The sequence below is a fragment of the Pseudomonas brassicacearum subsp. neoaurantiaca genome (genome assembly GCF_013608025.1).
Classification (GTDB): domain Bacteria; phylum Pseudomonadota; class Gammaproteobacteria; order Pseudomonadales; family Pseudomonadaceae; genus Aquipseudomonas.
In genome coordinates, this window is the sequence record NZ_VDLV01000033.1 from 214,505 (window position 1) to 237,744 (window position 23,240).

General features: G+C 61.7%; 24 protein-coding genes. 8 read left to right on the top strand and 16 right to left on the bottom strand.

The window, feature by feature from the left end:
• Nucleotides 1-65 precede the first annotated feature (65 nt).
• Nucleotides 66-275, bottom strand: coding sequence for a cold-shock protein (locus FHK92_RS18285; protein ID WP_002554837.1), 210 nt, complete (start codon nt 273-275; stop codon nt 66-68).
• 351 nt (nt 276-626) lie between these two features.
• Here FHK92_RS18285 and dcd point away from each other — a divergent pair, with 351 nt between their 5' ends.
• Together dcd and FHK92_RS18295 are read left to right on the top strand one after the other, a co-directional pair.
• Nucleotides 627-1,193 carry a dCTP deaminase gene (gene dcd, locus FHK92_RS18290; protein WP_017126297.1) on the top strand — a complete coding sequence of 189 codons (567 nt, stop codon included), beginning with the start codon at nt 627-629 and terminating at the stop codon, nt 1,191-1,193.
• A gap of 104 nt (nt 1,194-1,297) precedes the next feature.
• Nucleotides 1,298-1,504, top strand: coding sequence for a hypothetical protein (locus FHK92_RS18295; protein ID WP_030139418.1), 207 nt, complete (start codon nt 1,298-1,300; stop codon nt 1,502-1,504).
• Between the two features lie 35 nt (nt 1,505-1,539).
• Here the strand turns inward: FHK92_RS18295 and pdeM are convergent, their stop codons facing one another.
• From pdeM to FHK92_RS18345, 10 genes are all read right to left on the bottom strand, one after another.
• Nucleotides 1,540-2,196: a ligase-associated DNA damage response endonuclease PdeM gene (pdeM, locus tag FHK92_RS18300; RefSeq protein ID WP_181289277.1), complete on the bottom strand. Its 657-nt coding sequence runs from the start codon at nt 2,194-2,196 to the stop codon at nt 1,540-1,542.
• The gene (locus FHK92_RS18305) at nt 2,196-4,682 is read right to left on the bottom strand and encodes a ligase-associated DNA damage response DEXH box helicase (RefSeq protein WP_181289278.1); all 2,487 of its coding nucleotides are present in this window, start codon (nt 4,680-4,682) and stop codon (nt 2,196-2,198) included. Before FHK92_RS18305 ends, pdeM begins: the two co-directional genes overlap by 1 nt.
• Nucleotides 4,683-4,889: 207 nt before the next feature.
• On the bottom strand, nt 4,890-5,654 hold the full coding sequence (locus FHK92_RS18310; protein ID WP_181289279.1) for an ABC transporter ATP-binding protein: 765 nt from the start codon (nt 5,652-5,654) through the stop codon (nt 4,890-4,892).
• Nucleotides 5,655-5,667: 13 nt separating this feature from the next.
• Nucleotides 5,668-6,786, bottom strand: a complete 1,119-nt coding sequence (locus FHK92_RS18315) for a succinylglutamate desuccinylase/aspartoacylase family protein (protein WP_181289280.1) — start codon at nt 6,784-6,786, stop codon at nt 5,668-5,670.
• A 27-nt stretch (nt 6,787-6,813) separates the two neighbouring features.
• Entirely contained in the window at nt 6,814-7,524 is a 711-nt protein-coding gene (locus FHK92_RS18320; RefSeq protein WP_030139413.1) for an ABC transporter permease, read from the bottom strand.
• Complete coding sequence (locus FHK92_RS18325; RefSeq protein WP_030139412.1) at nt 7,521-8,249, bottom strand: ABC transporter permease; 729 nt, start codon at nt 8,247-8,249, stop codon at nt 7,521-7,523. Before FHK92_RS18325 ends, FHK92_RS18320 begins: the two co-directional genes overlap by 4 nt.
• Before the next feature lie 57 nt (nt 8,250-8,306).
• The gene (locus tag FHK92_RS18330; RefSeq protein ID WP_030139411.1) at nt 8,307-9,089 is read right to left on the bottom strand and encodes a transporter substrate-binding domain-containing protein; all 783 of its coding nucleotides are present in this window, start codon (nt 9,087-9,089) and stop codon (nt 8,307-8,309) included.
• Nucleotides 9,090-9,332: 243 nt separating this feature from the next.
• A complete protein-coding gene (locus FHK92_RS18335) occupies nt 9,333-11,021 on the bottom strand; it encodes an ATP-dependent DNA ligase (RefSeq protein ID WP_181289281.1) in 1,689 nt (562 codons plus the stop codon).
• On the bottom strand, nt 11,018-12,049 hold the full coding sequence (locus FHK92_RS18340; RefSeq protein ID WP_181289282.1) for a ligase-associated DNA damage response exonuclease: 1,032 nt from the start codon (nt 12,047-12,049) through the stop codon (nt 11,018-11,020). Before FHK92_RS18340 ends, FHK92_RS18335 begins: the two co-directional genes overlap by 4 nt.
• A gap of 234 nt (nt 12,050-12,283) precedes the next feature.
• Nucleotides 12,284-14,734: a penicillin acylase family protein gene (locus FHK92_RS18345; RefSeq protein WP_181289283.1), complete on the bottom strand. Its 2,451-nt coding sequence runs from the start codon at nt 14,732-14,734 to the stop codon at nt 12,284-12,286.
• Nucleotides 14,735-14,946: 212 nt separating this feature from the next.
• Here FHK92_RS18345 and FHK92_RS18350 point away from each other — a divergent pair, with 212 nt between their 5' ends.
• Nucleotides 14,947-15,504, top strand: a complete 558-nt coding sequence (locus tag FHK92_RS18350; protein WP_181289372.1) for a cysteine hydrolase family protein — start codon at nt 14,947-14,949, stop codon at nt 15,502-15,504.
• A 131-nt stretch (nt 15,505-15,635) separates the two neighbouring features.
• Here FHK92_RS18350 and FHK92_RS18355 read toward each other — a convergent pair whose 3' ends face one another.
• The 4 genes from FHK92_RS18355 to FHK92_RS18370 all read right to left on the bottom strand — a co-directional run bounded on the left by FHK92_RS18355 (nt 15,636) and on the right by FHK92_RS18370 (nt 17,389).
• The gene (locus FHK92_RS18355) at nt 15,636-15,839 is read right to left on the bottom strand and encodes an SEC-C metal-binding domain-containing protein (protein ID WP_003198420.1); all 204 of its coding nucleotides are present in this window, start codon (nt 15,837-15,839) and stop codon (nt 15,636-15,638) included.
• A 6-nt stretch (nt 15,840-15,845) separates the two neighbouring features.
• Complete coding sequence (locus FHK92_RS18360; protein ID WP_181289284.1) at nt 15,846-16,331, bottom strand: LEA type 2 family protein; 486 nt, start codon at nt 16,329-16,331, stop codon at nt 15,846-15,848.
• 69 nt (nt 16,332-16,400) lie between these two features.
• Entirely contained in the window at nt 16,401-16,877 is a 477-nt protein-coding gene (locus FHK92_RS18365) for a YchJ family protein (protein WP_181289373.1), read from the bottom strand.
• A 14-nt stretch (nt 16,878-16,891) separates the two neighbouring features.
• Entirely contained in the window at nt 16,892-17,389 is a 498-nt protein-coding gene (locus tag FHK92_RS18370; RefSeq protein ID WP_181289285.1) for a DUF6231 family protein, read from the bottom strand.
• 191 nt (nt 17,390-17,580) lie between these two features.
• On the opposite strand from FHK92_RS18370, the gene FHK92_RS18375 reads away from it, so the two are divergent.
• From FHK92_RS18375 to FHK92_RS18390, 4 genes are all read left to right on the top strand, one after another.
• Nucleotides 17,581-18,276 carry an OmpA family protein gene (locus tag FHK92_RS18375; RefSeq protein WP_181289286.1) on the top strand — a complete coding sequence of 232 codons (696 nt, stop codon included), beginning with the start codon at nt 17,581-17,583 and terminating at the stop codon, nt 18,274-18,276.
• Nucleotides 18,277-18,366: 90 nt separating this feature from the next.
• On the top strand, nt 18,367-19,092 hold the full coding sequence (locus FHK92_RS18380) for an OmpA family protein (protein WP_181289287.1): 726 nt from the start codon (nt 18,367-18,369) through the stop codon (nt 19,090-19,092).
• A 156-nt stretch (nt 19,093-19,248) separates the two neighbouring features.
• A complete protein-coding gene (locus FHK92_RS18385; RefSeq protein ID WP_181289288.1) occupies nt 19,249-19,521 on the top strand; it encodes a DUF1145 domain-containing protein in 273 nt (90 codons plus the stop codon).
• Nucleotides 19,514-20,272 (top strand): collagen-like protein, encoded by a 759-nt coding sequence (locus tag FHK92_RS18390; protein ID WP_181289289.1) that lies wholly within the window; start codon nt 19,514-19,516, stop codon nt 20,270-20,272. The genes FHK92_RS18385 and FHK92_RS18390 overlap by 8 nt, the downstream gene beginning before the upstream one ends.
• 122 nt (nt 20,273-20,394) lie before the next feature.
• Here the strand turns inward: FHK92_RS18390 and FHK92_RS18395 are convergent, their stop codons facing one another.
• Nucleotides 20,395-20,859, bottom strand: coding sequence for a CopD family protein (locus FHK92_RS18395; protein ID WP_181289290.1), 465 nt, complete (start codon nt 20,857-20,859; stop codon nt 20,395-20,397).
• A gap of 99 nt (nt 20,860-20,958) precedes the next feature.
• Between FHK92_RS18395 and dinG the strand changes: the two genes are divergently transcribed.
• Nucleotides 20,959-23,103, top strand: coding sequence for an ATP-dependent DNA helicase DinG (dinG, locus tag FHK92_RS18400; protein ID WP_181289291.1), 2,145 nt, complete (start codon nt 20,959-20,961; stop codon nt 23,101-23,103).
• Nucleotides 23,104-23,240 lie beyond the last annotated feature (137 nt).

The window sequence follows — 23,240 nt, forward strand, 5'->3', positions numbered from 1 at the left end:
AAAACTGACAGGCACAAAAAAGCCCCGCTTTTAAGGGCGGGGCTTCTTACTAAAGCAAGGACAAGTTAGATAACTTGAACTTCTTCAGCTTGCATGCCTTTCTGACCGCGGGTAGCGATGAAAGAAACCTGTTGGCCTTCTTTCAGGCTTTTGAAGCCGTCGGATTGGATAGCTTTGAAGTGAACGAACAGATCGTCACCGGATTGTGGGGTGATGAAGCCGAAGCCTTTTTCATCGTTGAACCACTTAACGGTACCGGTTTGGCGATTAGACATGGTGTAACTCCTTGAACAAAGATAACTGCGACTCAGGAAGAACCCTGGCCGAGACTGAGTGCAAAGAGCAGGAAAAATTCTTGTAGATGGTTGGATCGAAATTCAACATATCGTGTAGAGATTCTCAGTGACACAAGCAGCACAGTGGCGCCACCTTAACCCTTTTTCCGGAACGTGCCAATGGTCTTTGCGAAGGTTTCTCGGTTTTAATGACTGACGGCAAGCGCGATTGCGGCCGGGGCCCGGAAATCAAGGCGGATCGCCGAGATTTGCGTCCTGCACTTTGAACGCGCCCCGCGCCCCGGTAAGATGCCGGACAGTTTTTTCCACCTCGCTATTCAGGAACCCGCCATGAGCATCAAATCGGACAAGTGGATTCGCCGCATGGCGCAAGAGCACGGCATGATCGAGCCTTTCGTCGAGCGCCAGATGCGTGGCGAAGGCGCCGACCGGCTGATTTCCTTCGGCGTTTCCAGCTACGGCTACGACGTGCGCTGCGCCGATGAATTCAAGGTGTTCACCAACATCAACTCCGCCACTGTCGACCCGAAGAATTTCGACGAGAAGAGCTTCGTCGACATCAAGAGCGACGTTTGCATCATTCCGCCGAACTCCTTCGCCCTGGCTCGCACCGTCGAGTACTTCCGCATCCCGCGCAACGTATTGACCATTTGCCTGGGCAAAAGCACCTATGCCCGTTGCGGCATCATCGTCAACGTGACGCCGTTGGAACCCGAGTGGGAAGGCCACGTGACGCTGGAGTTTTCCAACACCACGACCCTGCCGGCAAAGATCTACGCCAACGAAGGCGTGGCGCAGATGCTGTTCCTCGAATCCGACGAGGAGTGCGAAGTTTCCTATAAGGATCGGGGTGGCAAATACCAGGGCCAGCGCGGCGTGACACTGCCGCGTACCTGATTCTGACGAGCTGTCGGAATTCCTGAGCGGGCAGGCACTCTATGAAGTGTACTGCCCGTTTTTTTTGCGTCAGCCGCAATGGGCCTTCGCTCAGGAGTAGCTCTATGAAGATCGATCCGCGAATCAGTGCCGAACTGGCAAGGCTTGAGCCCAATCAGATCGGCGTCCTGGCCTGGTCACTGCTGGCCCATCCTGTCGAAGCGGCGGGTGGCATTCCCGGTGACCCCGATCCTGATCCCAATCCCACGGAACCCACCGAACCCGGTGAGCCGACGCTTCCGGACGAGCCACCTCCTGCGCCCGTAGCCTGATCCGAATATGGCCCGTCAGTGGAAGCGCGAGTGCTTCAACTGACGGGCCATATATCGTTGTCACCGACGACAAAGATCTTGCAGTCGTTCTCTTGCTCGACCCGATAGCCCCCCGTGAACGCGCCAAAGGCCGGCAGCAGGCTGATTTCGCTGCCGAGGCGAAAGCATGGGAGGCGCAGCCGCTGCCGACCCTTGCCACTGAGGTGGTAGACCGGGTGCACGTGGCCGGCAAGGACGTGTCGGCTCGAATGCGGGTGCGGTTCGTGTTGCACGGCGAAAGGACCCAGTAGCAGCGGTTCGGGGACGACGCGGATATTCAGGTCCGATGGCGGATCGCCGGCACGTTTGTCGTGATTGCCGCGTATGAGGGTCATGGCCAGGGACGGGTGTCGCGCACGCCAGTCCGCCAGCGCCCTCAAGGTTCCCGGCGCATGGGAGCCGGGCCCATGGAGAAAATCCCCAAGAAAAATCAGCAGCCGGCAAGGCAGGCTCGCCAGCAATGCATCAAGCACGGCGATGTTGCTCGCTGTCGTGCCATGGGGCACCGGCTGGCCCAGGCTGCGGTAGGCGGCGGCTTTGCCGAAATGCACATCCGCCACCATCAACGTTTCCTGGGCGGGCCAATACAGGGCTTTTTGCGGGAGCAGCCAGAGCTCTTCCCCTGCGAGATTGACGGGATAGGGCGCGGCCATCAGGCGGTCCCCCGATCGGCGGTTTTTTCCAGTTCGCTGACCATTCGGCGAATGCGGTCGGCGAGCTTTTCCGAACTCATGCTTTCGCGGAACCGCTCCACCAGCAATGGGAAACCCAGCGGGGTCGGGCGCTTGATGACATGCAGGTCGAGCTTCAAGGTATCGAGGCGTTCCAAGGTCTGCTCCAGTCGGCGTATATCCAGTTCTTCGCGCAGGACTTCCTCGCCGGCCTGGGCCAGCAGCAGGTTGTCGGCGTCGTATTGCTTGAACACCTGGAAAAACAATCCGCTGGACGCCTGGACTTGCCGAGTGCTTTTCGGCGCGCCGGGGTAGCCGGCGAACACCAGCCCGGCGATCCGGGCGATTTCCCGGAAGCGGCGCAAGGCCAGTTCGCCGGCATTCAGGCTGGCAAGCACGTCAGCCAGCAAGCGGTCGGTGTGCAACAGCTTCGGGTCCAGGTGTTCGGACCAATCCAGCTCGGTGGCGCTGAGCAGTTCCAAGCCGTAGTCGTTGACCGCAATGGAAAACGTCACCGGTTGCCGCTGGCTGACACGCCAGGCCAGCAAGCTGGCGAGTCCCAGGTGAACCTGGCGTCCGGCGAACGGATACAGGAACAGGTGCCAACCTTCCCGGGATTTTAGGGCTTCAGCCAGCAACGTACCCTGCGTGGGCAAACCGGACCAGCGCAGTTGCGTGCTCAACATGGGCTGCGCCGCTTGCATTTCCGGGCCGTCGAAATGACCGGCGGCGGCTTCGCTCAGGCGCGCCACGACAGCCGCGGCGAGCTCGCTGGAAAGCGGCATGCGCCCGCCGTTCCAGCGCGGTATGGCGGCTTTCTTCGCCTGGCTGCGCCGCACGTAGGCGGTCATGTCTTCCACCCGGACCAGTTCCAGCAATCGACCGGCGAAGAGAAACCCGTCGCCAGGTCTTAGCCGCGCGATGAAGCCTTCTTCCACGCTACCCAGGGTCTTGCCGCCACCGCCCTTGCTCCAGAACTTGAGTTGCAGGCTGGCGTCGCTGACGATGGTGCCGATACTCATGCGATGACGCCTGGCGAGGCGGGCATCGGGGACGCGCCAGATGCCGTTTTCGTCCGGTTCGACTCGTCGATAGTCGGGGTAGGCCGTCAGCGACAACCCTCCATGACGGACGAACGCCAGGGCCCAGGCCCATTCGGCCAGATTCAGGTTGCGGTACGCCCAGGCGCCACGCACTTCATCGAACAGCTCATCGGGCCTGAAACCGCCGCCCAGGGCCATGCTGACCAAATGCTGGACCAGGACATCCAACGGTTTGTCGGGCGATTCCCGGGGTTCGATGCGCCGCTGCGCCACGGCGTCCTGGGCAGCGGCAGCCTCGACCAGCTCCAGTGTATGAGTGGGCACCAGGGTTATCCGCGAGGTCCGTCCCGGCGCATGGCCGGAGCGCCCGGCGCGTTGCATCAATCGTGCGACGCCTTTGGCCGAGCCGATCTGCAGAACGCGTTCGACGGGAAGGAAATCCACGCCAAGGTCCAGGCTGGACGTGCACACGACGGCCTTGAGCTGGCCGTCCTTCAGCGCCCGCTCCACCCAGTCGCGGGTATCACGGGACAGCGAGCTGTGGTGCAGCGCAATCAGCCCGGCCCAATCCGGTCGCGCCTCGAGAATGGCCTGGTACCAGATTTCCGATTGCGCGCGGGTGTTGGTGAAGACCAGGCAGCTACCGCTGGCGTCGATTTCGGCGACGACTTGCGGCAGCATTTTCAAGCCGATGTGCCCGGCCCACGGAAAGCGCTCGAGGGTCGGTGGCAATAGCGTATCGACCTGCAGGGCTTTACCGTTGGCGCCCTGCACGCTGATCCCGTTGCCTTGCGGGATGAGCACTTGCTCGGCATGGGCCTGATTACCCAGGGTCGCGGAGACGCCCCATACAATCAGCCCTGGATGCCAGCGTCGCAGGCGCGCCAATGCCAGTTGCAACTGCACGCCACGCTTGTTGCCGAGCAGTTCGTGCCATTCGTCCACCACGATCATGCGCAAGGTCGAGACGGCGATTTGCGCATCGGCACGGGCCAGCATCAGCGTCAGGCTTTCCGGCGTGGTGATCAGCGCCGTGGGCAGGCGCCGGCCTTGGCGGGCGCGTTCGCTGGCGCTGGTGTCGCCCGTGCGCAGGCCGACGCTCCAAGGGATTTGCAACGGCATGAGCGGTGCTTCGAGGGCTTTGGCGGTGTCGGCGGCCAAGGCCCGCATGGGTGTGATCCACAAGACCGTCAACGGCTCGGCCGGCGGTTTGCGTTTGCGCGGTTTATCCGGCGGCGGCGCTGAGCGCGCGAAACGATCGAGGGCGGCAAACCAGACGGCGTAGGTCTTGCCGGCACCGGTGCTGGCATGCAAAAGCCCCGACTCGCCACGCTTGACCGCGGCCCACACGTGTTTTTGAAAAGCGAACGGCTTCCAGCCGCGGGCATCGAACCACTGTTTTGCGAAGTTGTTGGATGTCGCCATGGGTGCCGTGCATGCCCTGAAAGTCCTTCTTCAGAGACCACGGCAGGAGATGAAAGGTTTTATGGCCTGGTTGTGGCAGGCGCGCTGTTGTGGCGAGGGAGCTTGCTCCCGCTGGAGGCGCAGCCTCCCCAGCAGCGTGTCAGCCAAGGCCAGGGGGCCGCTTCGCCGCCCAGCGGGAGCAAGCTCCCTCGCCACAAAAGCAGTCTGTTATTTCAGATTGCCGCTGAGGAACTGCTTGAGCCGTTCGCTCTTGGGATTGCCCAGCACGTCTTCCGGCGCGCCTTCTTCTTCCACCAGGCCCTGGTGCAGGAACAGCACCTGGTTGGACACCTTGCGGGCGAAGCTCATTTCGTGGGTCACCATGATCATGGTCCGGCCTTCTTCGGCCAGGCCCTGGATGACCTTCAACACTTCGCCCACCAGTTCCGGGTCCAGGGCCGACGTCGGTTCGTCGAACAACATGACTTCCGGCTCCATCGCCAATGCCCGGGCAATCGCGACGCGCTGTTGCTGGCCGCCGGAGAGGAACGCCGGGTATTGCTCGGCGACGCGGGCCGGCAGGCCAACCTTGTCGAGGTAGCGACGGGCGCGGTCGTCGGCTTCCTGCTTGCTGACACCCAGCACCCGGCGCGGCGCCATGGTGATGTTTTCCAACACGGTCATGTGGCTCCACAGGTTGAAGTGCTGGAACACCATGGCCAGGCGCGTGCGGATGCGCTGCAACTCGTCGGCGTCGGCCACGCGCATGCCGTGGTGATCCTTGATCATCTGGATCGACTGGCCGTCCAGGCTCATGGCGCCGTCGTTGGGTTGTTCGAGGAAATTGATGCAACGCAGGAAGGTACTTTTGCCCGAGCCGCTGGCGCCGATCAGGCTGATCACGTCGCCCGTCCTGGCCTTGAGCGAAACCCCTTTGAGCACCTCATGCTGGCCGTAGCTCTTGTGCAGGCCTTCAATGGTCAGTTTGTACATGGAGCAGGCATCCTCAAGGCGAAAGTAGGTAACCACTGCGGTAGGCTTCGGTCCCGGCGACATGGGCGATGACCATGCCGGCAGTGGCCATGCGACGCAGCGAGCGGGCATACAGCAGCCCGGCATTACGGCAATGAACGGGGGTAACGGTGTCGTTGACCGGGTCGATGATCTCGGCGATCAGTTGTCCGGCCTCCATGTATTCGCCGGGCAGGGCGCTGTACACCAGCAGGCCGCCTACCGGCGTCGACACCGGTTCGACGGCGGCCAGTGGCGTGGCCGGGTAGGGCAGGTCGGGCAACGGCACCGGTTCGCCGTCGATGGCGCCGAAGCGGATCAGGTATTCGATCAAGGCCTGGCAGTCGAGGCTCGCCAAGCCATGGTTGACGTCGCCCTGGCCGCGCAATTCGACGGTGACCGAAAAGCTGCCCAGGGGGATTTCGAATCGTTCGCCAAAACGCTCCTTGAGTTGCCACCAGAGCAGTGTGAAACACTCATCGAACGATTGGCCGCCCGAGTCGGTGGCCAACAGACTGGCCTCGGCACCGATGTAGCGTGCCAGCGGCTCCACCTGGGGCCAGGCTTCGGGCGTGGTGTAGAGGTGGGCCACGGCTTCGAAGTCGCAATGCAAGTCGAGCACCATGTCGGCGTCGCAGGCCAGTCGTTGCAGGACCAGGCGCTGGGATTGCAGTTGAGTGCCGACGGTCTGCCGACTCAGGGCATCACGCAGGCTGGTGCGGATGAGCAACAGGTTGTGCTGCGGATCGTCGGTGAGCAGCTCTTCGATTTCGTTACCGATCTCTTCGCTCAGGTCGACGAAGCGGCGATTGAAATTCTGCCCACTCTCCAATTCGTAGCGGCCCAGGGGCACATCCATCAATACCTGTTCAAGGCCGATGGGGTTGGCGACCGGCACCAGCACGATTTCGTGTCGCAGATGGCCGGATTTTTCAAGTTCGGCCAGGCGCTGCTTGAGGTGCCAGGCCACGAGCATGCCGGGCAACTCATCGGCGTGCAGGGACGACTGGATATAGATTTTGCCCTCGGCTTTTTCCGGGCCGAAGTGGAAGCTGTGGATCTTGCGTGCGGTCCCCGGCAGCGGGGCCAGCAGGTCATGGATCTGGTGGCGCATTTACGTGTATGTCCTGGAACGGAAGCCTTAGTGGGTTGGGCCGAGAAAGGCCAGCCAGCGGCGCTCGGCGAGACGGAAGAGGCCCACCAGTGCAAACGTGACGGTCAAATAGATCAGCGCGGCGATCCCGAACGACTGGAACGTCAGGAATGTGGCCGAGTTGGCGTCTCGCGCGACTTTCAGTACATCGGGAACGGTAGCGGTGAACGCCACGGTCGTCGAATGCAGCATCAAGATGACTTCGTTGCTGTAGTACGGCAACGAGCGACGCAGCGCGGACGGCATGATCACGTAGGTGTAAAGCTTCCAACCGGTCAACCCGTAAGCCTTGGCCGCTTCGACTTCGCCATGGTTCATGCTGCGAATCGCCCCGGCGAAGATCTCCGTGGTGTAGGCGCAGGTGTTCAACGCAAACGCCAGGATCGTGCAGTTCATCGCGTCGCGAAAGAAACTGTCGAGCAGGGGCTGGGCGCGTATCGCGGCGATGCTGTAGATGCCGGTGTAGCAAATCAGCAATTGGATGTAGAGCGGTGTGCCGCGGAACAGGTAGGTGTAGAACTGCACCGGCCAACGCACATAGAACTTTGGCGAAACCCGGGCGATGGACAGCGGGATCGACACCAGGAAACCGATCAGCAGCGAGGCGCTGAGCAGCCAGAGGGTCATGGCCAGGCCGGTGATGTTGGTGCCGTCGCTGTAGAGGAACGGTCGCCAGTATTCTTGCAGGAGCTCGATCATCGCACGGCCTCCCGGGCTCCGGCGGCGTAGCGACGTTCAAGTCGACGCAGGATGAAGTTGGACGCGCTGGTGATCAGCAGGTAGATCAGCGCCGCCAGCACCAGGAAATAAAACAGTTGGTAGGTACTCTTGCCCGCATCCTGTGCCGCCTTGACCAGGTCGGCCAGGCCGATGATCGACACCAGGGCGGTGGCCTTGAGCATGACCATCCAATTGTTGCCGATGCCCGGCAAGGCAAAGCGCATCATCTGCGGAAACACCACAAAGCGAAAACGCTGGCCACGCTTGAGGCCATAGGCCGTGGCCGCTTCGACCTGGCCGCGAGGCACCGCGAGAATCGCGCCACGGAACGTTTCGGTGAAGTACGCGCCGTAAATGAAGCCCAGGGTAATCACCCCGGCGCCGAATGGGTCGATCTCGATGTATTCCCATTCCATCAGATCAGTCAAAGAGGTCAGCCAGGTTTGCAGGCTGTAGAAGATCAGCAGCATCAGCACCAGGTCGGGTACGCCGCGAATCAACGTGGTGTAGAGCTGGGCGGGAATACGTAGCAGTTTGACGCTGGACAGCTTGGCGCTGGCGCCCAGCAGGCCGAGCAGGACACTGAGCAGCAAGGAAAGGGCCGACAGCTTGATGGTCATCCAGGTGCCTTGCATCAGCAGCGGGCCGAAGCCCTTCAGGCTGAAGGCAGAGAGCCCCAGATTTTGTAGGAGTTGTTCGAACATGGAGAAGGCCTTTGGCAGGAAAAAAGCGCCCACCCGAGGCCGGGTGGGCGCCGCGCATTATTTGCCGCTGTACAGATTCAGATCGCCAAAGTGTTTTTTCTGGATTTCGGCGTATTTGCCGTCGTCGTGTAACGCTTTGATACCTTTATCCAAAAGCGCCTTCAGCTCTTTGTTACCTTTCTTGATACCGATAGCGGTCTTGGCTGGCAGCAGTTCGCTGTCCACCGGCTTGCTGATTTCATAGCCTTCGCCTTTTGGCGACTTCAGGAAGCCCAGCTCGGCCTGGAGCATGTCCTGGATCGCCGCGTCGAGGCGGCCGGAGGTCAGGTCGGAATAGACCTGGTCCTGGTTCTGGTAGGCCTGGGTCTTGACGCCAGCTTTGTCCAGCACGGCTTTGGCGTAGGCTTCCTGGATGGTGCCTTGCTCGTAGCCGACGGTCTTGCCCTTGAGCGAGGCGACGTCTTCGCTCAGGCCCGAACCTTTCTTGAACACATAGGCTGTTGGGCCGGAGAACAGCTCGCTGGAGAAGTCGATAGCCTTTTCGCGGGCTGGAGTAACGGTCATGGAGGAAATCACGCCGTCGAATTTATTGGCCTTGAGGCCTGGGATCATGCCGTCGAAATCGCTTTCGACCCATTTGCATTTGACCTTCAGTTCTTCGCAGATTGCGTTGCCCAGGTCGATGTCGAAACCGACCAGGCTGCCGTCGGCGGCCTTGGATTCGAACGGGGCGTAGGACGGGTCGACACCAAAACGCAGTTCCTTGTATTCCTTGGCCGTGGCAGCGCCAGCAGCCATGCACAACGCCAGTGCAGAAAGGGTCAGCAGTGCTTTTTTCATTATCGAGTCCCTAAAACCAATTTGAGCGCTTGTGGCGCATAAGATTGTTACCGGTGAAGGTCTGAACGGTATGACGGCATAAAGGTAGCAATTTCCGAACCATAGTGCCGAACAAGTGTTTTAAAAGCACTGGCGGCGGGTGACGGAACGCGATGGTGCGCGAGGGTGAGCGTACATCAAAAAGCGCACCGGGATGGAGCGTGCTGTTCGTTGGCTCTGGGCTTTTGTGGCGAGGGAGCGGTGTTATTTCAGCAAGTCCTGAAGGGTCGCCAGTGTGTCGGCCTCATCGACGCTCTTATCCTTGCGCCAACGCAACATCCGTGGAAACCGCACCGCGATCCCGCTCTTGTGGCGCTTGGACAAGGCAATGCCTTCAAAGCCCAATTCGAACACCAGGGTTGGCGTCACGCTGCTCACCGGGCCGAATTTTTCCACCGTGGTCTTGCGCACGATGCTGTCGACCTGGCGCATCTCCTCGTCGGTCAGGCCTGAATATGCCTTGGCAAAGGGCACGAGGGTACGCTCGCGACTGCCGGGCGGGTTGTCCCATACGGCGAAGGTGTAATCGCTGTACAGGCTGGCGCGTCGGCCATGACCGCGTTGTGCGTAGATCAATACGGCATCGACACTGAAGGGGTCGATTTTCCATTTCCACCAGACGCCCATGTCCTTGGTCCGACCGACACCGTACAGGGCGTTGCGGGCCTTGAGCATCATGCCTTCCACGCCCAGGCTGCGGGACGCTTCACGTTGGCGGGCGAGGTCGAGCCAGTCCTGGCCGGTCACGACGGGCGATGGCAGCAGTACCGGGCTGTGGCAGCAGGCGACCAGGGTTTCCAATCGCTCGCGGCGCTCGGCCTGGGGCCGGCTGCGCCAATCCTCGCCTTGCCATTCCAGCAGATCGTAGGCCATCACCACCACGGGTGCGTCTTCAAGGATTTTCTTGCCCAGGGTCTTGCGACCGATGCGTTGTTGCAACAAGGCGAAGGGTTGCACGGCCGGTTGTAGCGGCGCCTCCGGGTCGAAGGCGTCCTCGGTGACCGATCGGGGGGCTTTCCAGACTACGATTTCGCCGTCGATCACCGTACCGTCGGGCAACGCCTGGGCCAGAGGATGCAATTCCGGAAAGCGTTCAGTGACCAGGTCCTCGCCTCGCGACCACACCCACAAATGTCCGTCGCGCTTGATCACCTGGGCGCGGATCCCGTCCCATTTCCATTCCACCTGCCAGTCGCTGGCCGGCCCCAGCAGTGCGTCGAATTGATCCACTGGCGCAGACAACGCGTGGGCCAGGAAGAACGGATAAGGCTGGCCGCCGCGTTGGGCATGTTCGTCAGCGGATTCGATAGCGATCAGCTTGAGGTAGCTGGCCGCCGTGGGGCGGTGGGACAGGTCGGTGTAGCCCACCAATCGTTGGGCCACCCGTTTGCTGTCCAGCCCGGCCATGGCGGCGAGCGCCCGGGTCACCAACAGCTTGGACACGCCGACGCGGAAACTGCCGGTGATGAGCTTGATGCACAGCATCAGGCTTGGCCGGTCGAGCTGTGCCCACAGCGCCGGCAATCGTTTGGCCAGCACCTCGGGCGACTCGCCGCGTAACGGCAGCAGCTTTTCCTCGATCCACTGCGCCAGGCCTTCATCGGAGCTGTGGGGGGATTCCGGCAGTACAAGCGAGATGGTCTCGGCCAGGTCGCCCACGGCCTGATAACTTTCCTCGAACAACCACAATGACAAACCGGACACCTGGACCGCCAGCTCCCGAAGGATCTTCACGGGTACCAACTGCCGAGGTCGCCCACCGGACAGGAAGTACACCGCCCAGGCGGCGTCCTCGGCTGGCGCCTTGGCGAAATAATCCTGCATGGCGGCCAGCTTGGCGTTGCTGGACGTGGTGGCGTCCAGTTCGGCGTACAGCTCGGCGAAGGCTTTCATGAAGCATCCTCACCCGTGCCGACCGCCGAGGCGATGTCTTCTTCGTCGTCGCCGTACTCTGTGGTGAAGCCTTGGGCGTCGAGGCCTTGTTCGCGCAGATGGCGCACCAACACGGCCACCGAGCCATGGGTCACCATGACCCGCTCGGCACCGGTCTGTTCAATCGCCCAGAGCAGGCCCGGCCAGTCGGCGTGATCGGACAATACGAAGCCCCGGTCCACTCCACGGCGCCGACGTGTGCCGCGCAAGCGCATCCAGCCGCTGGCAAACGCATCGCTGTAATCGCCGAACCGCCGCATCCAGGTGCTGCCACCGGCGGAGGGCGGGGCGATGACCAAGGCTTGGCCGATGATCGGGTCGTTCTTTTTGACGTCGCCGGCATAAAGGGTTGGCGGCAAATGCACCCCGGCCTCGCAATAGACCCGGTTCAGCGGCTCCACCGCACCGTGGGCGAGGATCGGGCCGAGGCTTGCGTCGATGCCATGGAGAATTCGCTGGGCCTTGCCAAAGGAATAGCAGAGCAACACGCTGGCCCGGCCAGCAGCAATGTTCCCGCGCCACCACTGGTTGATCTCATCGAAGATCTGCGCCTGGGGCTGCCAGCGATAGATCGGCAGGCCGAAGGTGGATTCGGTGATGAACGTATGACATTTCACGGGTTCGAACGGCGCACAGGTGCCGTCGGGCTCGACCTTGTAGTCGCCGGACGCCACCCACACCTCGCCTTGATATTCCAGCCGCACCTGGGCTGAGCCCAGCACGTGGCCGGCAGGGTGAAAGCTCAAGGTGACGCCGTGATGTCGCAGGCGCTCGCCGTAGGGCAGGGTTTGCAGATTGATGTCCTGGCCCAGTCGCGAGCGCAGGATGCCTTCGCCGGGTGCCGCTGCCAGGTAGTGCTGGTTGCCGCCGCGCGCATGGTCACCGTGGGCGTGGGTGATGACCGAGCGTTCCACTGGGCGCCAGGGGTCGATGTAGAAATCTCCCGGCGGACAATAGAGGCCTTCGGGGCGGGCAATGACAAGATCCATGCGGTTACCGGGGCGATGGGCTTGTCCGGTAGAGGCGGGGGCGGGGGGAGAAGTTCGATTGGGTTTGGGGCGAGAGTAGAGTTGAAAAGTACGTGGACAGAGTATTGATTCTGGTTCTCCAAGTTCTCGTGGCGAGGGAGCTTGCTCCCGCTCGGCTGCGCAGCAGTCGCAAAAAGGGGGCCGCTACGCGACCCAGCGGGAGCAAGCTCCCTCGCCACGATGATCAGGGTCGGCTTACTTGCCGGGCACCAACGTCAACCGTGTCTTGCCGTACGCCCGGTCGAAGTTCTGCGGCTGCAACGGCACGCTCTGGTATTGCCCCTTGATCCACGGATCAACTCCGTTCAGATAGCTCGGGCTGGCCGGGTTGCCTGACTGACCGGCGGTGCCCTGGAGGGTCAATGGCTCGGGTTGGCTGAAGTCAACGAGAAAGCGCGTGGCCGGCGCTACAGTCGTGTTGAAGTCCTGGCCCCAGGCGAACGCGGCGGTATTAAGCGTGGTGCCGTCGCCACCCGCCGCCAGCGGTCCACGTACGACTTGGCCACTGGCGTTTTTCCACTCATAACGATGCAGTTTGCCCCACTGCCAGGCAGTGTGATCACCGCCCAACTGGGTTTCACCAGCACTGATGGCCGCCACCAGGCTACGGGCCAGGATCACCGCCTTGTCTTCTTTTTGCGGCGTGCGGACGTCGTCCCAGAATGGGCTGTCCTCGCGACCGAGCAGGTGATCGGCCTGCGCCGAGTAGGACAATTGGCCGTTGGCGACGAGCGCTTTCCACGCCGCGCTGCTTTCCGGACCCAGTTCGTCGAGGAAAATCTGTTTCATGCTTTCTTGCAGGAACAGTTCATAAATCGCCGCGTCGGTCGACACCGGACTGAGCCTGCCGTCGAACGCCATCAGGCGGGTATAGGCCTCGCGAGCCTTGGCCCGGTCCGCCACCGGCAGGGCTTCGATCGACTGTTTCAGCGGCTGGGCCATGCCCGGGGCTTCGAAGGTTTTCTTGAGTTTGGCCGCGAAGGTCGTGGTCTGGTCATATTGCATGGCGCTCAGGCTGCGAACGTCGTGCTTGCCCGCGCCGGCCAGTTCGGCGAGGCGCTCGCCACGCTCCGGCGTCGCCCAGGAATTGGACAACTGCATGCCGTAGCCATGGGGAATGACGCGTTGGTTGGCGGTGCCAAGCCAGCCCTGGGATGGATCCTGGTCGTACGGGTGCAGCATCGGGTCGGCATAGCCGTCCCAATCGTAGCGACCGTCCCAACCCGGCGACGGCAGCAGGCCTTCGCCTTCGCGACGGTTCGGATAGCGGCCGGTGACTTGCCAGCCGATATTGCGCGCGTCGGCAAACACCATGTTCACCGCCAGGGCGCGGATTTCCCGGCTGGCATCCGAGGCTTTCTCGACGTTTTTCGAGCGCGACAGATCAAAGAGCGCGTCCAGGGTTTTGTCGTCGGTGAAACTCGGCAGTTGCAAGGCCAGCCCCAGGCCGTTGGCCATGGCCGTTCCCTGGGCACTGTTGAGCAAGGGCCCGTGGCGGGTTTCATAGACGGCTTCGCGAATGGACCGTTGACCCTTGATGAAATAGGTTTCGTTGCGCACGGCTACCGGCTGCCATTTGCCATTGGCTTCGTAGGACAGGCCGTTACCTTGGCGTCGGATCTTTTCCAGGAACAGATCCTGGTTGTCACCAAGAACGCTGCTCATGCTCCACGCCACGTTACCGTTGAATCCCGCCAGGATGAGCGGAATACCGGCTATGGAAAGCCCGGCGGCCTGGTACTTGGGCGCGCGGATCTGCACCGGGCTCCAGAGCGACGGCACGCCCAGCGGGCCATGGCTATCACTGGCCAACAGGCTTTTGCCGTTGCGACTGCGTTGGGGGCCAATGGCCCAGTTGCTTGAAAACGCCGAGCCCATCAGATTCAGATCGGCCAGCTGGGCGCCAGCCTTGCTGATTTCAGCCAGGCCTGGAACCTGGCCGTTGAGCCGGACACCTTGAAGCTTCTCGCCTTCCGCCTGCGGCAGGGGTTCATCCGGGTAGGACGGGCTCAGCCAGGCCAGTTTGTCGTTGGTCACGCTTTGGGCCAGCACCAAGGTCGAGATTTCTTCGGGCAAGTTGGCCGATTGGCTGAAATTCAGCAGGCAGAACAACAGCGCCGAGTCTTCCGGTTTCCAGTATTCAGGCTTGTAGCCAGTGGCAGCCAGGTCCGACGGCAACTTGTCGCGGTAGCGGAACAGGTAAGCGTTGACGCCCCTTGCATAGACTTCAAAGAAGCGCTTGATGCGTGGCGACGATGCCTTGTACAGCTCGTCAGCACTTTTTTTCAGGTTCACCGCACGCATGTAGCGGTCGATATCCAACCGTTCGACGCCGGACATTTCCGCCAAGCGGCCCTGGGCGAGCAGGCGCAGGGTGGCCATCTGCGTGATACGGTCGCTGGCATGGACATAACCGAGTGCGAACAAGGCGTCGTGGAAGCTGTTGCTTTCGATCAGCGGCATGCCCGTGGCGTTGCGCCGAACCGAGACATTTTGCGCCAGCCCCTTGAGCGGTTGTACGCCGGTGGTGGGCGGGACAGTGTCCTGGGTATTCCAGGCCTGGCAACCGCTCAAGCCGAGCATGCTGACCACTGCTGCGGCAACGCCGAGCTTGGGAATGAAGGAAATCGAGGCTGGCGAGGCCATGGCAAAGCTCCTGCGGGAGGGGGTGGCACAATAAAGGCGCTACGTTAGTGAGCAGGAGGAGGGCGCGCAAGCCGGTGGTGGGGTTATTTATTGATTTGGCGATGAAAGCCCGGAATCGCCCGTGACTTCACGGGCCGATTGATGACTTGCTTGTAGGAAAAGGTGATGCTCAAGTATCGGAAAACCCAACGATAGAGCATGAGAAAACCGGCATGGAGCTAAGAGAAAACGCAGCGCTTGTCATCATCGACCAACAAAAAGGCATCCTCCATCCCAGGCTCGGCCCTCGCAACAATCCCGAAGCGGAGCTGCGCATGCTGGAACTGCTTGCCCACTGGCGAGATTCGGCGCGGCCAGTCATCCACGTCCATCATCTTTCCCGCTCCGAGGATTCGGTATTCTGGCCTGGGCAATCAGGCGTAGAGGTACAGGAGCGGTTCGAGCCGATAGCCGGGGAGCGATTGATCCAGAAGCAAGTGCCGGATGCCTTTTGCGGCACGACCCTGGAGGCAGATTTGCGCAGCGCCGGGATCGGACAGTTAGTGATCGTTGGCGTGGCGACGAACAACTCGGTGGAGTCCACCGTTCGTACGGCGGGCAATCTGGGATTCGACACCTGGGTGGCCGAAGATGCCTGTTTCACCTTCGACAAGGCCGATTACTTTGGCGTAGCCCGTTCGGCTGCCGAGGTGCACGGGATGTCATTGGCAAACCTGCATGGGGAATACGCGACGGTGGTAAGTGTGGAGCGGATTTTGCGGGCGGGGTGAACATGAATATTGGATGTCCGGCCCCATCGCGAGCAAGCTCGCTCCCACAGTGGTTCTGTGACGCTCACAAATCCCTGTGGGAGCGAGCTTGCTCGCGATGACGGTCTAGCAGACAGAAAAATCTTGAGCCATCAAGCCCCGTGGCACTTCTTGAATTTCTTGCCGTTGCCGCACGGGCAAGGGTCGTTGCGGCCGACGTCCTTCAGGGCGTTGCGCACGGGTTCCTGGTGGGCGTGGCCGCAGTTCGGGCCGTGGACATGGCCATGATCATGATCGTGGTGATGGTCGTGATCGTGGTTGCAATCGGGGCCGTGGACGTGGGGTTGTTGGGTCATCTGGGGTTACTCCGAAATAAAATCGGCGGCGATTATCACGCCATTGCGCTCCAGGTGCACGTAGTCGGCGATGAATAAACCCGTTTCCAGCTCTCCTTCCAGGCGATAGGGGATCTGTTCTCGGGGTTTCTCCAGCAGTTTCACCACCCCCCGGACTTGCGGCCACAGGTTGGTCCGGATCGGCACCTTGAAATAGGCGCTGTGCCGCGGGCTCACGGTGAACCAATGTTCATGCTCTCCTTCGGTCAGCAAGAGATCGCCCAAGTGAATCCGATAGGTCAGGCCGCGGACGGTGAGGTCGCTGTCGCCGGGATTGTCGACGCGAAAGTGCAGCATGAACTTCTGCTCCAACAGTCGTGCCCGCACGACCTCGACCTTGACCAGGTGCACTTGCGGTTCAGGCGCCTCCTCACCTCGCCAGGACGCGCAACCGCCGAGCCCGACGAACAACAGCAGGCAAGTGATGCGGAGCAAGCGTGATGTCTGGGTCATGTCCGTACCTCGGGTTTATTCCCAGTCTAGTCCTCCTGACCTGAGGATGAGTGTCGGACGTTTCCGAAACTAGCGATTGAAATAGCCGGCGCAGCACTTCTTGAATTTATGCCCGCTGCCGCACGGGCAACTGTCGTTGCGACCAGCCTTGACCGGCACGGTGGGGTCGATGAAGTACCATCGCCCGCCGTTCTGCACGAACGAAGACTGCTCCCGATGGCTGTGTTCGCCCTGGCTGTCGTGCCAGCGCGCGGTGAACGTGACAAAGGCGTGTTCCGGTTGTCCACCAAATACCTCGCTGCTTTCCACTTCCAGCCCCAGCCAGGTGCTGCTGGCACTCCATTCACCGATGGATTGGCGATCGAGGCCATCCTGCTGGGCGGGGAGCGTGGTGCCGACAAGGTAATCCACCAGGCCCAACACATAGGCGCTGTAGCGCGAGCGCATCAAGGCTTCGGCACAAGGCGCCGGATGACCGTCGTGGTAATGGCCGCAGCAGGCGTCCAGCGGGTTGCCGCTGCCGCAGGGGCAAATGGTTGAGTGCAGGCTTGTATCCACAGCTACCACCAGTATTTTCCAAAATTTTCAGGGTTGGCCCAGAAGCGTGAGTTGAGCCAGTCGGGCACCTGTTTGTATTCAAGCAGATCGTAGGTGAACAGGGTCAGCACCTGGTCCTCGCGCTGAAAGCGCTCGCTGGCTTGCAGGGCCAGGGAAAAGAAGTCCGTCTCTTGCCAGCCACAGGCGTTGAGATCCGCCAGTACCGCGATCCGGCTGGCGTTGAGATTGCGAATGCCGCCCAACAGGTTCAGACCGTCGCGCTTGGGCAAATGCTCCAGGCAATCGAGCGCCAGGGCCAGGTCAAAACGTCGCGCCGCGACATCCGTCGGTAACGCGCCAGGCCTGGCGTGGACCACCTCGGCGTCGGGGTGGGCCTGCTGGAATGCCTCGAGTGTGGGAAAGCTGCTCGCGCCGATCAACAGCAGGCTTTGCGGGGCATAACGGTCCAGCACGGCGGCGAGAGCTTGCTGGGGCGTACGCGAAGAAATGGCAACAGTCATCGAAGTTCCTCAGTCAGAGCCGCCACGATAGCCTGCCTGGACATCATGGCCTAGAGCGGTTTGTCCCTGAACGTACGGAATTTGCGTGAACACGGGGCGAAATCCGCCGATTGCCCAGGCTGGCGCAGATCCGAAGTCGGGTCTTTACTCCCCTGAATCGGCGCGATGCCGATCCTTCAAGGAGAAAACCGATGAGCATAGTTCGGACAGCGTTACCCCTGGTTCTGCTAACCAGTGTGTTGACTGGTTGCGCAGGTTTGCAGAAAACCGACTGGCCGATCTGTGCGGCCACGGGCGGTGTCGTTGGCGCGGGATTGGGCGCCATCGAAAGTAGTTCCTGGATCGGCCCGGGTGCATTGGTGGCCGGCACGGTGGCGGCGGGCTGGTGCTGGGCCCATGGCGACGGCGACGAAGACGGGGATGGTGTGCCGGACAGCCGCGACAAATGCCCGGGCACGCCGAAGGGCGTGCAAGTCGATGCCGACGGCTGCCCACCGCCCGCGCCAGCGCCTGTCGCTGCAGAGCCCGTCATGGTCAAGGAAGAAACCATTGTGGTTCGCGATGTGCACTTCGAATTCAACAAGGCCACGCTGACGCCGGCTGACAAGGAAGTGCTGAGCACCATCGCGACCCGGTTGAAACAGGAAAGCTCCACCGCGCAACTGCGCGTGACCGGCCACACCGACAGCGTCGGCAGCGATGCCTATAACCAGAAACTGTCGGAAAAACGCGCCAATTCCGTGGTTCAGTACCTGGTCGACAGCGGCGTGCCTCGCGCCAGTTTCGTCTCCGTGGCAGGCGCCGGGGAAAGCCAGCCGGTCGCCGATAACAAAACCGCCGATGGACGTGCGATGAACCGCCGTACCGAAATCAAGATAAACCGCTGAAACCCTTGTCATCCGCGGCTTGTACAGTCGCGGATGCGGGTCTTTACTCCTGTGTGACCGGTATGGGCCGGTGACACAGGAGCATTCATCATGAAGGTTCTCATCAGGGTTGCCTTACCGGTACTGCTGGCCAGCGGTCTGTTGTCCGGTTGCGCCACTCACAGCGACGGCAGCGCATCTCTCAACCAGCGCACCTGGCCAATCTGCAGCTTGATCGGTGGGCTGGTCGGCGGCGGCCTGGGCGCCATCGAAAGCGGCGGTTGGGCCGCTGGCGGCGCGGCGTTGGGGCTGCTCGGCGGCGGGTTGATCTGTTACGCCCAGGATGGCGATGAAGACGGTGACGGTGTATTCGATCGCCGCGATCGCTGTCCCGACACACCGGCCGATACGCCTGTCGAACACCATGGTTGCCCGCAGCCGCAATATCCGGCCAGCGCTCCACCGGTCGAACCGCAAGCTCCGGCCAGTGAAGTCATTACCCTTAGTGACGCTGGCAAGGTGCTGTTCGATTTTGATAAGTCCGATCTCACGGCGGCAGCGCGAAGTCAGCTGGACGGGCTGATGGGCAAGCTGAGCCATGCCAATGTCGCCAGCATCCGCGTGGTCGGCCATACCGACAGCGTCGGTACCGATGCCTATAACAAAGGGTTGTCCGAGCGTCGGGCCAGCAGCGTGGTGGAATATTTGCTGACCCAGGGCCTGGCTCCGGAAAAACTCACCAGCGAGGGCAAGGGCGAAAGCGAACCGGTTGCCGACAACGAGACCGATGAAGGGCGCGCCCAGAACCGTCGCGTGGAGTTGCATATCCAGCGTTGAGTCCATGGATTGCGTTGACTCAGGACCGCCGGGTCGTGATGCGAGCGACTTGGCGGACGCCGGTCGACGCCAGGATTAAATTTGTCCCGCCCTCTGGCTTATCCAGCGCGCAAGCCGTTACTGTGCGCCAAAGAATAATGTCCGTCGGAGGGCCATATGAAGGTGTTTTGGGGGCTGGGGCGTTTACTGACGCTGCTGTTCTGGCTGGTCGTGCTGGTCAACCTGGTCGTGCCATTCGTCTATCCGCTGCATCTACTGGTCAATGTCACCGGTGTTTTTTTGCTGGCACTCCATCTGCTTGAACTGCTGTGGTTCCGGGCCAGCTTTCGTGGCCGTCCCGCACCTGGTCGCGATCGCCTCCGAGTATTGATGTTCGGCATCTTCCACCTGCAAACCCTTCCGACCGCGCCAGAGGCTTCCCATGCGTAAATTGTGTCTGCTCGCAGCATTTGTGTGCCCAATGGCGAGCGCTCAAGTGGTCCAGGTTGAAAGCAACTCATTGGTGCGCCTGCCTAACACCACCAGCTCGCTGGTTCTGGAGCGCTTGGACGTCGCTGATTTCGGCACGCTGCTCGTGCCTTCGAACGTTACGGAACTGTCCGTCGGACAATTGCACCTGGGGCGCGAGGCGCGGATTGCGATCGTGCCGGCGCAACAGGCGTTGGAATTGAAAGTGGCCCAGGCCGAATTGGCCGAGGGAAGCCAGATCGCGGCTCGCGGCGCGCCGGGTACCTATACGAAGGCGGCGCGGCCGGGGCGCAATCTCAATTTGCGCTTCAATGCGTTGAGCGCGCCCCTGCTGTCGGTGGACGCGCGGGGTGGAACGGGGGCGCCAGGTTACGTGGGCCTCGACGGCGCCAACGGACAGGCGCCAGGGTGCACCTGGGGTTCGGCTGGCCGCGGCGCCGATGGCAGCAATGGCGGCGATGGCCAGCCGGGCGCGACCGGCGCATTGGTTCGCCTTGAATTGCCCCGGGCCTACCCGGACGAGCAAATCAAAGTGACGGTGGACGGTGGCGCCGGTGGCCCGGCCGGCCACGGTGGCAAACCCGGTGCAGGCGGTAAGGCCAAGGGTTGCCTGGTCTACACGGCCGATGGTGGCAAGAGCGGCCGTCCTGGTGCTGATGGCCAGCCGGGGCCAGCCGGAGCGGCGGGGGCGGTGACGGTGCAGCGGTTCTAAAGACAGCGCGTTTGGACTTGTGGGAGCGAGCTTGCTCGCGATGGCGTTGTGTCAGTCCGTCTAGTGTTGCCTGATACACCTCATCGCGAGCAAGCTCGCTCCCACAGGGTTGCATGTAGTCTTCAGAACATCGGCCGCGCCGCGCCAATCGCCACCACCAGCAGCCCGATCAGCAGATTGATTCCCACCAATCGCCGAATCTTCCCCAATACCGCCGCACCCGTTGGCCAGTCCTGCGCCGTCACCGCGTTACGCAATGCGGGCAGTTGTAAGCCCTGGATACGAATGAACAGCGCCGTCATCACCACGTACAAGCCCATCATCACCTGGACATAACGTGGCGCGGTTTCGAAACCGGCGAAGCGCATGTGGATCAGGCCCACGCCGCTGATCGGCAGCAGTACCACGGCGATCCAGACCCAGACAAAAAAACGCTGAAACACTTCTACCCATAGTTTTAGCCGGGCAGGGCCCTCGAGGGCCGTGATTGCGGCGGGACGCAGGACCATCCAGGCGAAAAACATGCCGCCGACCCAGATCAGGGCCGCCAGTAAATGCAGGGTGTAGACAAGGGCAAAGGGTGTCATTGGGTCACTCCGTTCTGCGCAGGATTCATTAGCGGGGTATGATAGCCGCCGATCCGAACCACTGAAAATTTATCCAGCGTTTTTTGCGCCCGACCATTCATGATCAGCACCGAACTCAAAACCACGATCCAGGGCGCCTATTCGCGTTTTCTCGAAGCCAAGAGCCTCAAGCCGCGATATGGCCAGCGCCTGATGATTGCCGAAGTGGCAAAAGTCCTGGGTGACATCGACACCGACGACGAAGGCCGGCGCAGTGGCGAACCGGCCGTCGTGGCGGTGGAGGCCGGCACCGGTACTGGCAAGACCGTGGCCTACAGCCTGGCGGCCATCCCTACCGCCAAGGCTGCCGGCAAGCGCCTGGTCATCGCCACGGCCACCGTCGCCCTGCAGGAACAGATCGTCTACAAGGACCTTCCCGACCTGATGCGCAACAGCGGGCTGAACTTCACGTTCGCCCTGGCCAAGGGTCGCGGCCGCTACATGTGCCTGTCCAAGCTCGACATGTTGCTCCAGGAAGGCCATGCGCAGACCGCCACGGCCCAGTTGTTCGAAGAAGAAGGCTTCAAGATCGAAGTCGACGAAGCCAGCCAGAAACTGTTCACCAGCATGATCGAGAAGCTCGCGGGCAATAAATGGGACGGCGATCGCGACAGTTGGTCCACGGCCCTTGAAGACGCCGATTGGTCCCGCCTGACCACCGACCATAGCCAATGCACCAACCGCCATTGCCCGAACTTTGGCCAATGCGCCTTCTACAAGGCCCGCGAGGGCATGGGCAAGGTCGACGTGATCGTCACCAACCACGACATGGTCCTGGCCGACCTGGCCCTTGGCGGCGGTGCGGTGCTGCCGGACCCGCGCGACACGATCTACGTGTTCGACGAAGGTCATCACCTGCCGGACAAGGCCATCGGCCATTTTGCCCACTACACCCGGCTGCGCTCCACCGCCGACTGGTTGGAAACCACCGCCAAGAACCTCACCAAACTGCTGGCGCAGCATCCGTTGCCGGGCGACCTGGGCAAGTTCATCGAGCAAGTGCCGGAGCTGGCGCGGGAGATCAAGACGAACCAGCAGTTCATGTTCACTGCCTGTGAGCAGGTTGCGGACTTCAAGCCCGGTGAAGACGTCGAGGGCCGCGAGCGGCCACGGCATCGGTTTGTCGGCGGGGTGATTCCTGAGCACATGCGTGAAATGGGGATCGAGCTCAAGAAAGGCTTTGCTCGCCTGACCGACCTGTTCACTCGCCTGACCGACCTGCTCAAGGAGGGCATGGATGGCGAGGTCAACATCGGGATCGCCAGCAACCAGGCCGAGGAATGGTACCCACTGTTTGGCAGCCTGTTGTCCCGCTCGCAGGGCAACTGGGAGCTGTGGACGGCCTTCACTACGGAAGACCCGGAAGACAACCCGCCGATGGCGCGTTGGCTGACCCTGGCCGAAAGCGGTTCGCTGTTCGACATCGAGGTCAATGCCAGCCCGATCCTTGCGGCGGAAATGCTGCGCCGCAACCTGTGGAACGTGGCCTACGGCGCGCTGGTGACGTCCGCTACGCTGACGGCCCTGGGCACGTTCGACCGTTTCCGCATGCGCGCCGGGCTGCCGAAAAAAGCCGTGACCGCCGTGGTCCCGAGTCCATTCCATCATGCCGATGCCGGTGTGTTGCGGGTGCCGGACCTCAAGGCCGATCCACGGGATGCCGCCGCCCACACGGCCGCGATCATTCGCGACCTGCCAGAATTGGTGGAGGGATCGCGAGGCACCCTGGTGCTGTTTTCCTCGCGCAAGCAGATGCAGGACGTCTTCGATGGGCTTGACCGTGACTGGCGCAAGCAAGTGTTCATCCAGGGCAACCTGTCGAAGCAGGAAACCTTGAACAAGCACAAGGCGCGGGTCGATGGCGGTGATTCCAGCGTACTGTTCGGCCTGGCAAGCTTTGCCGAAGGGGTGGACTTGCCCGGCGCCTATTGCGAACACGTGGTGATCGCCAAGATTCCTTTCTCGGTCCCGGACGACCCTGTGGAAGCCGCGTTGGCCGAATGGATCGAAGCCCGGGGTGGCAATCCGTTCATGGAGATTTCCGTGCCGGATGCTTCGCTGAAACTGGTCCAGGCCTGCGGTCGCCTCCTGCGTACCGAGGAAGACCGCGGCACCATCACCTTGCTCGACCGCAGGCTGGTGACCCAACGCTACGGCAAGGCGATCCTCAATGCGCTGCCGCCGTTTCGGCGGGAGATTTCCTAGTACGCCTGGCGAGGGGCTTTGGTCTGTGGGAGTTGCCGAAGGCTGCGATCTTTTGATCTTTCGCTTGGGACTCAACTGTTTGGGGAAAGATCGCAGCCTCCGTTGCACTCGGCAGCTCCTACGCAGCTCCTACAAAG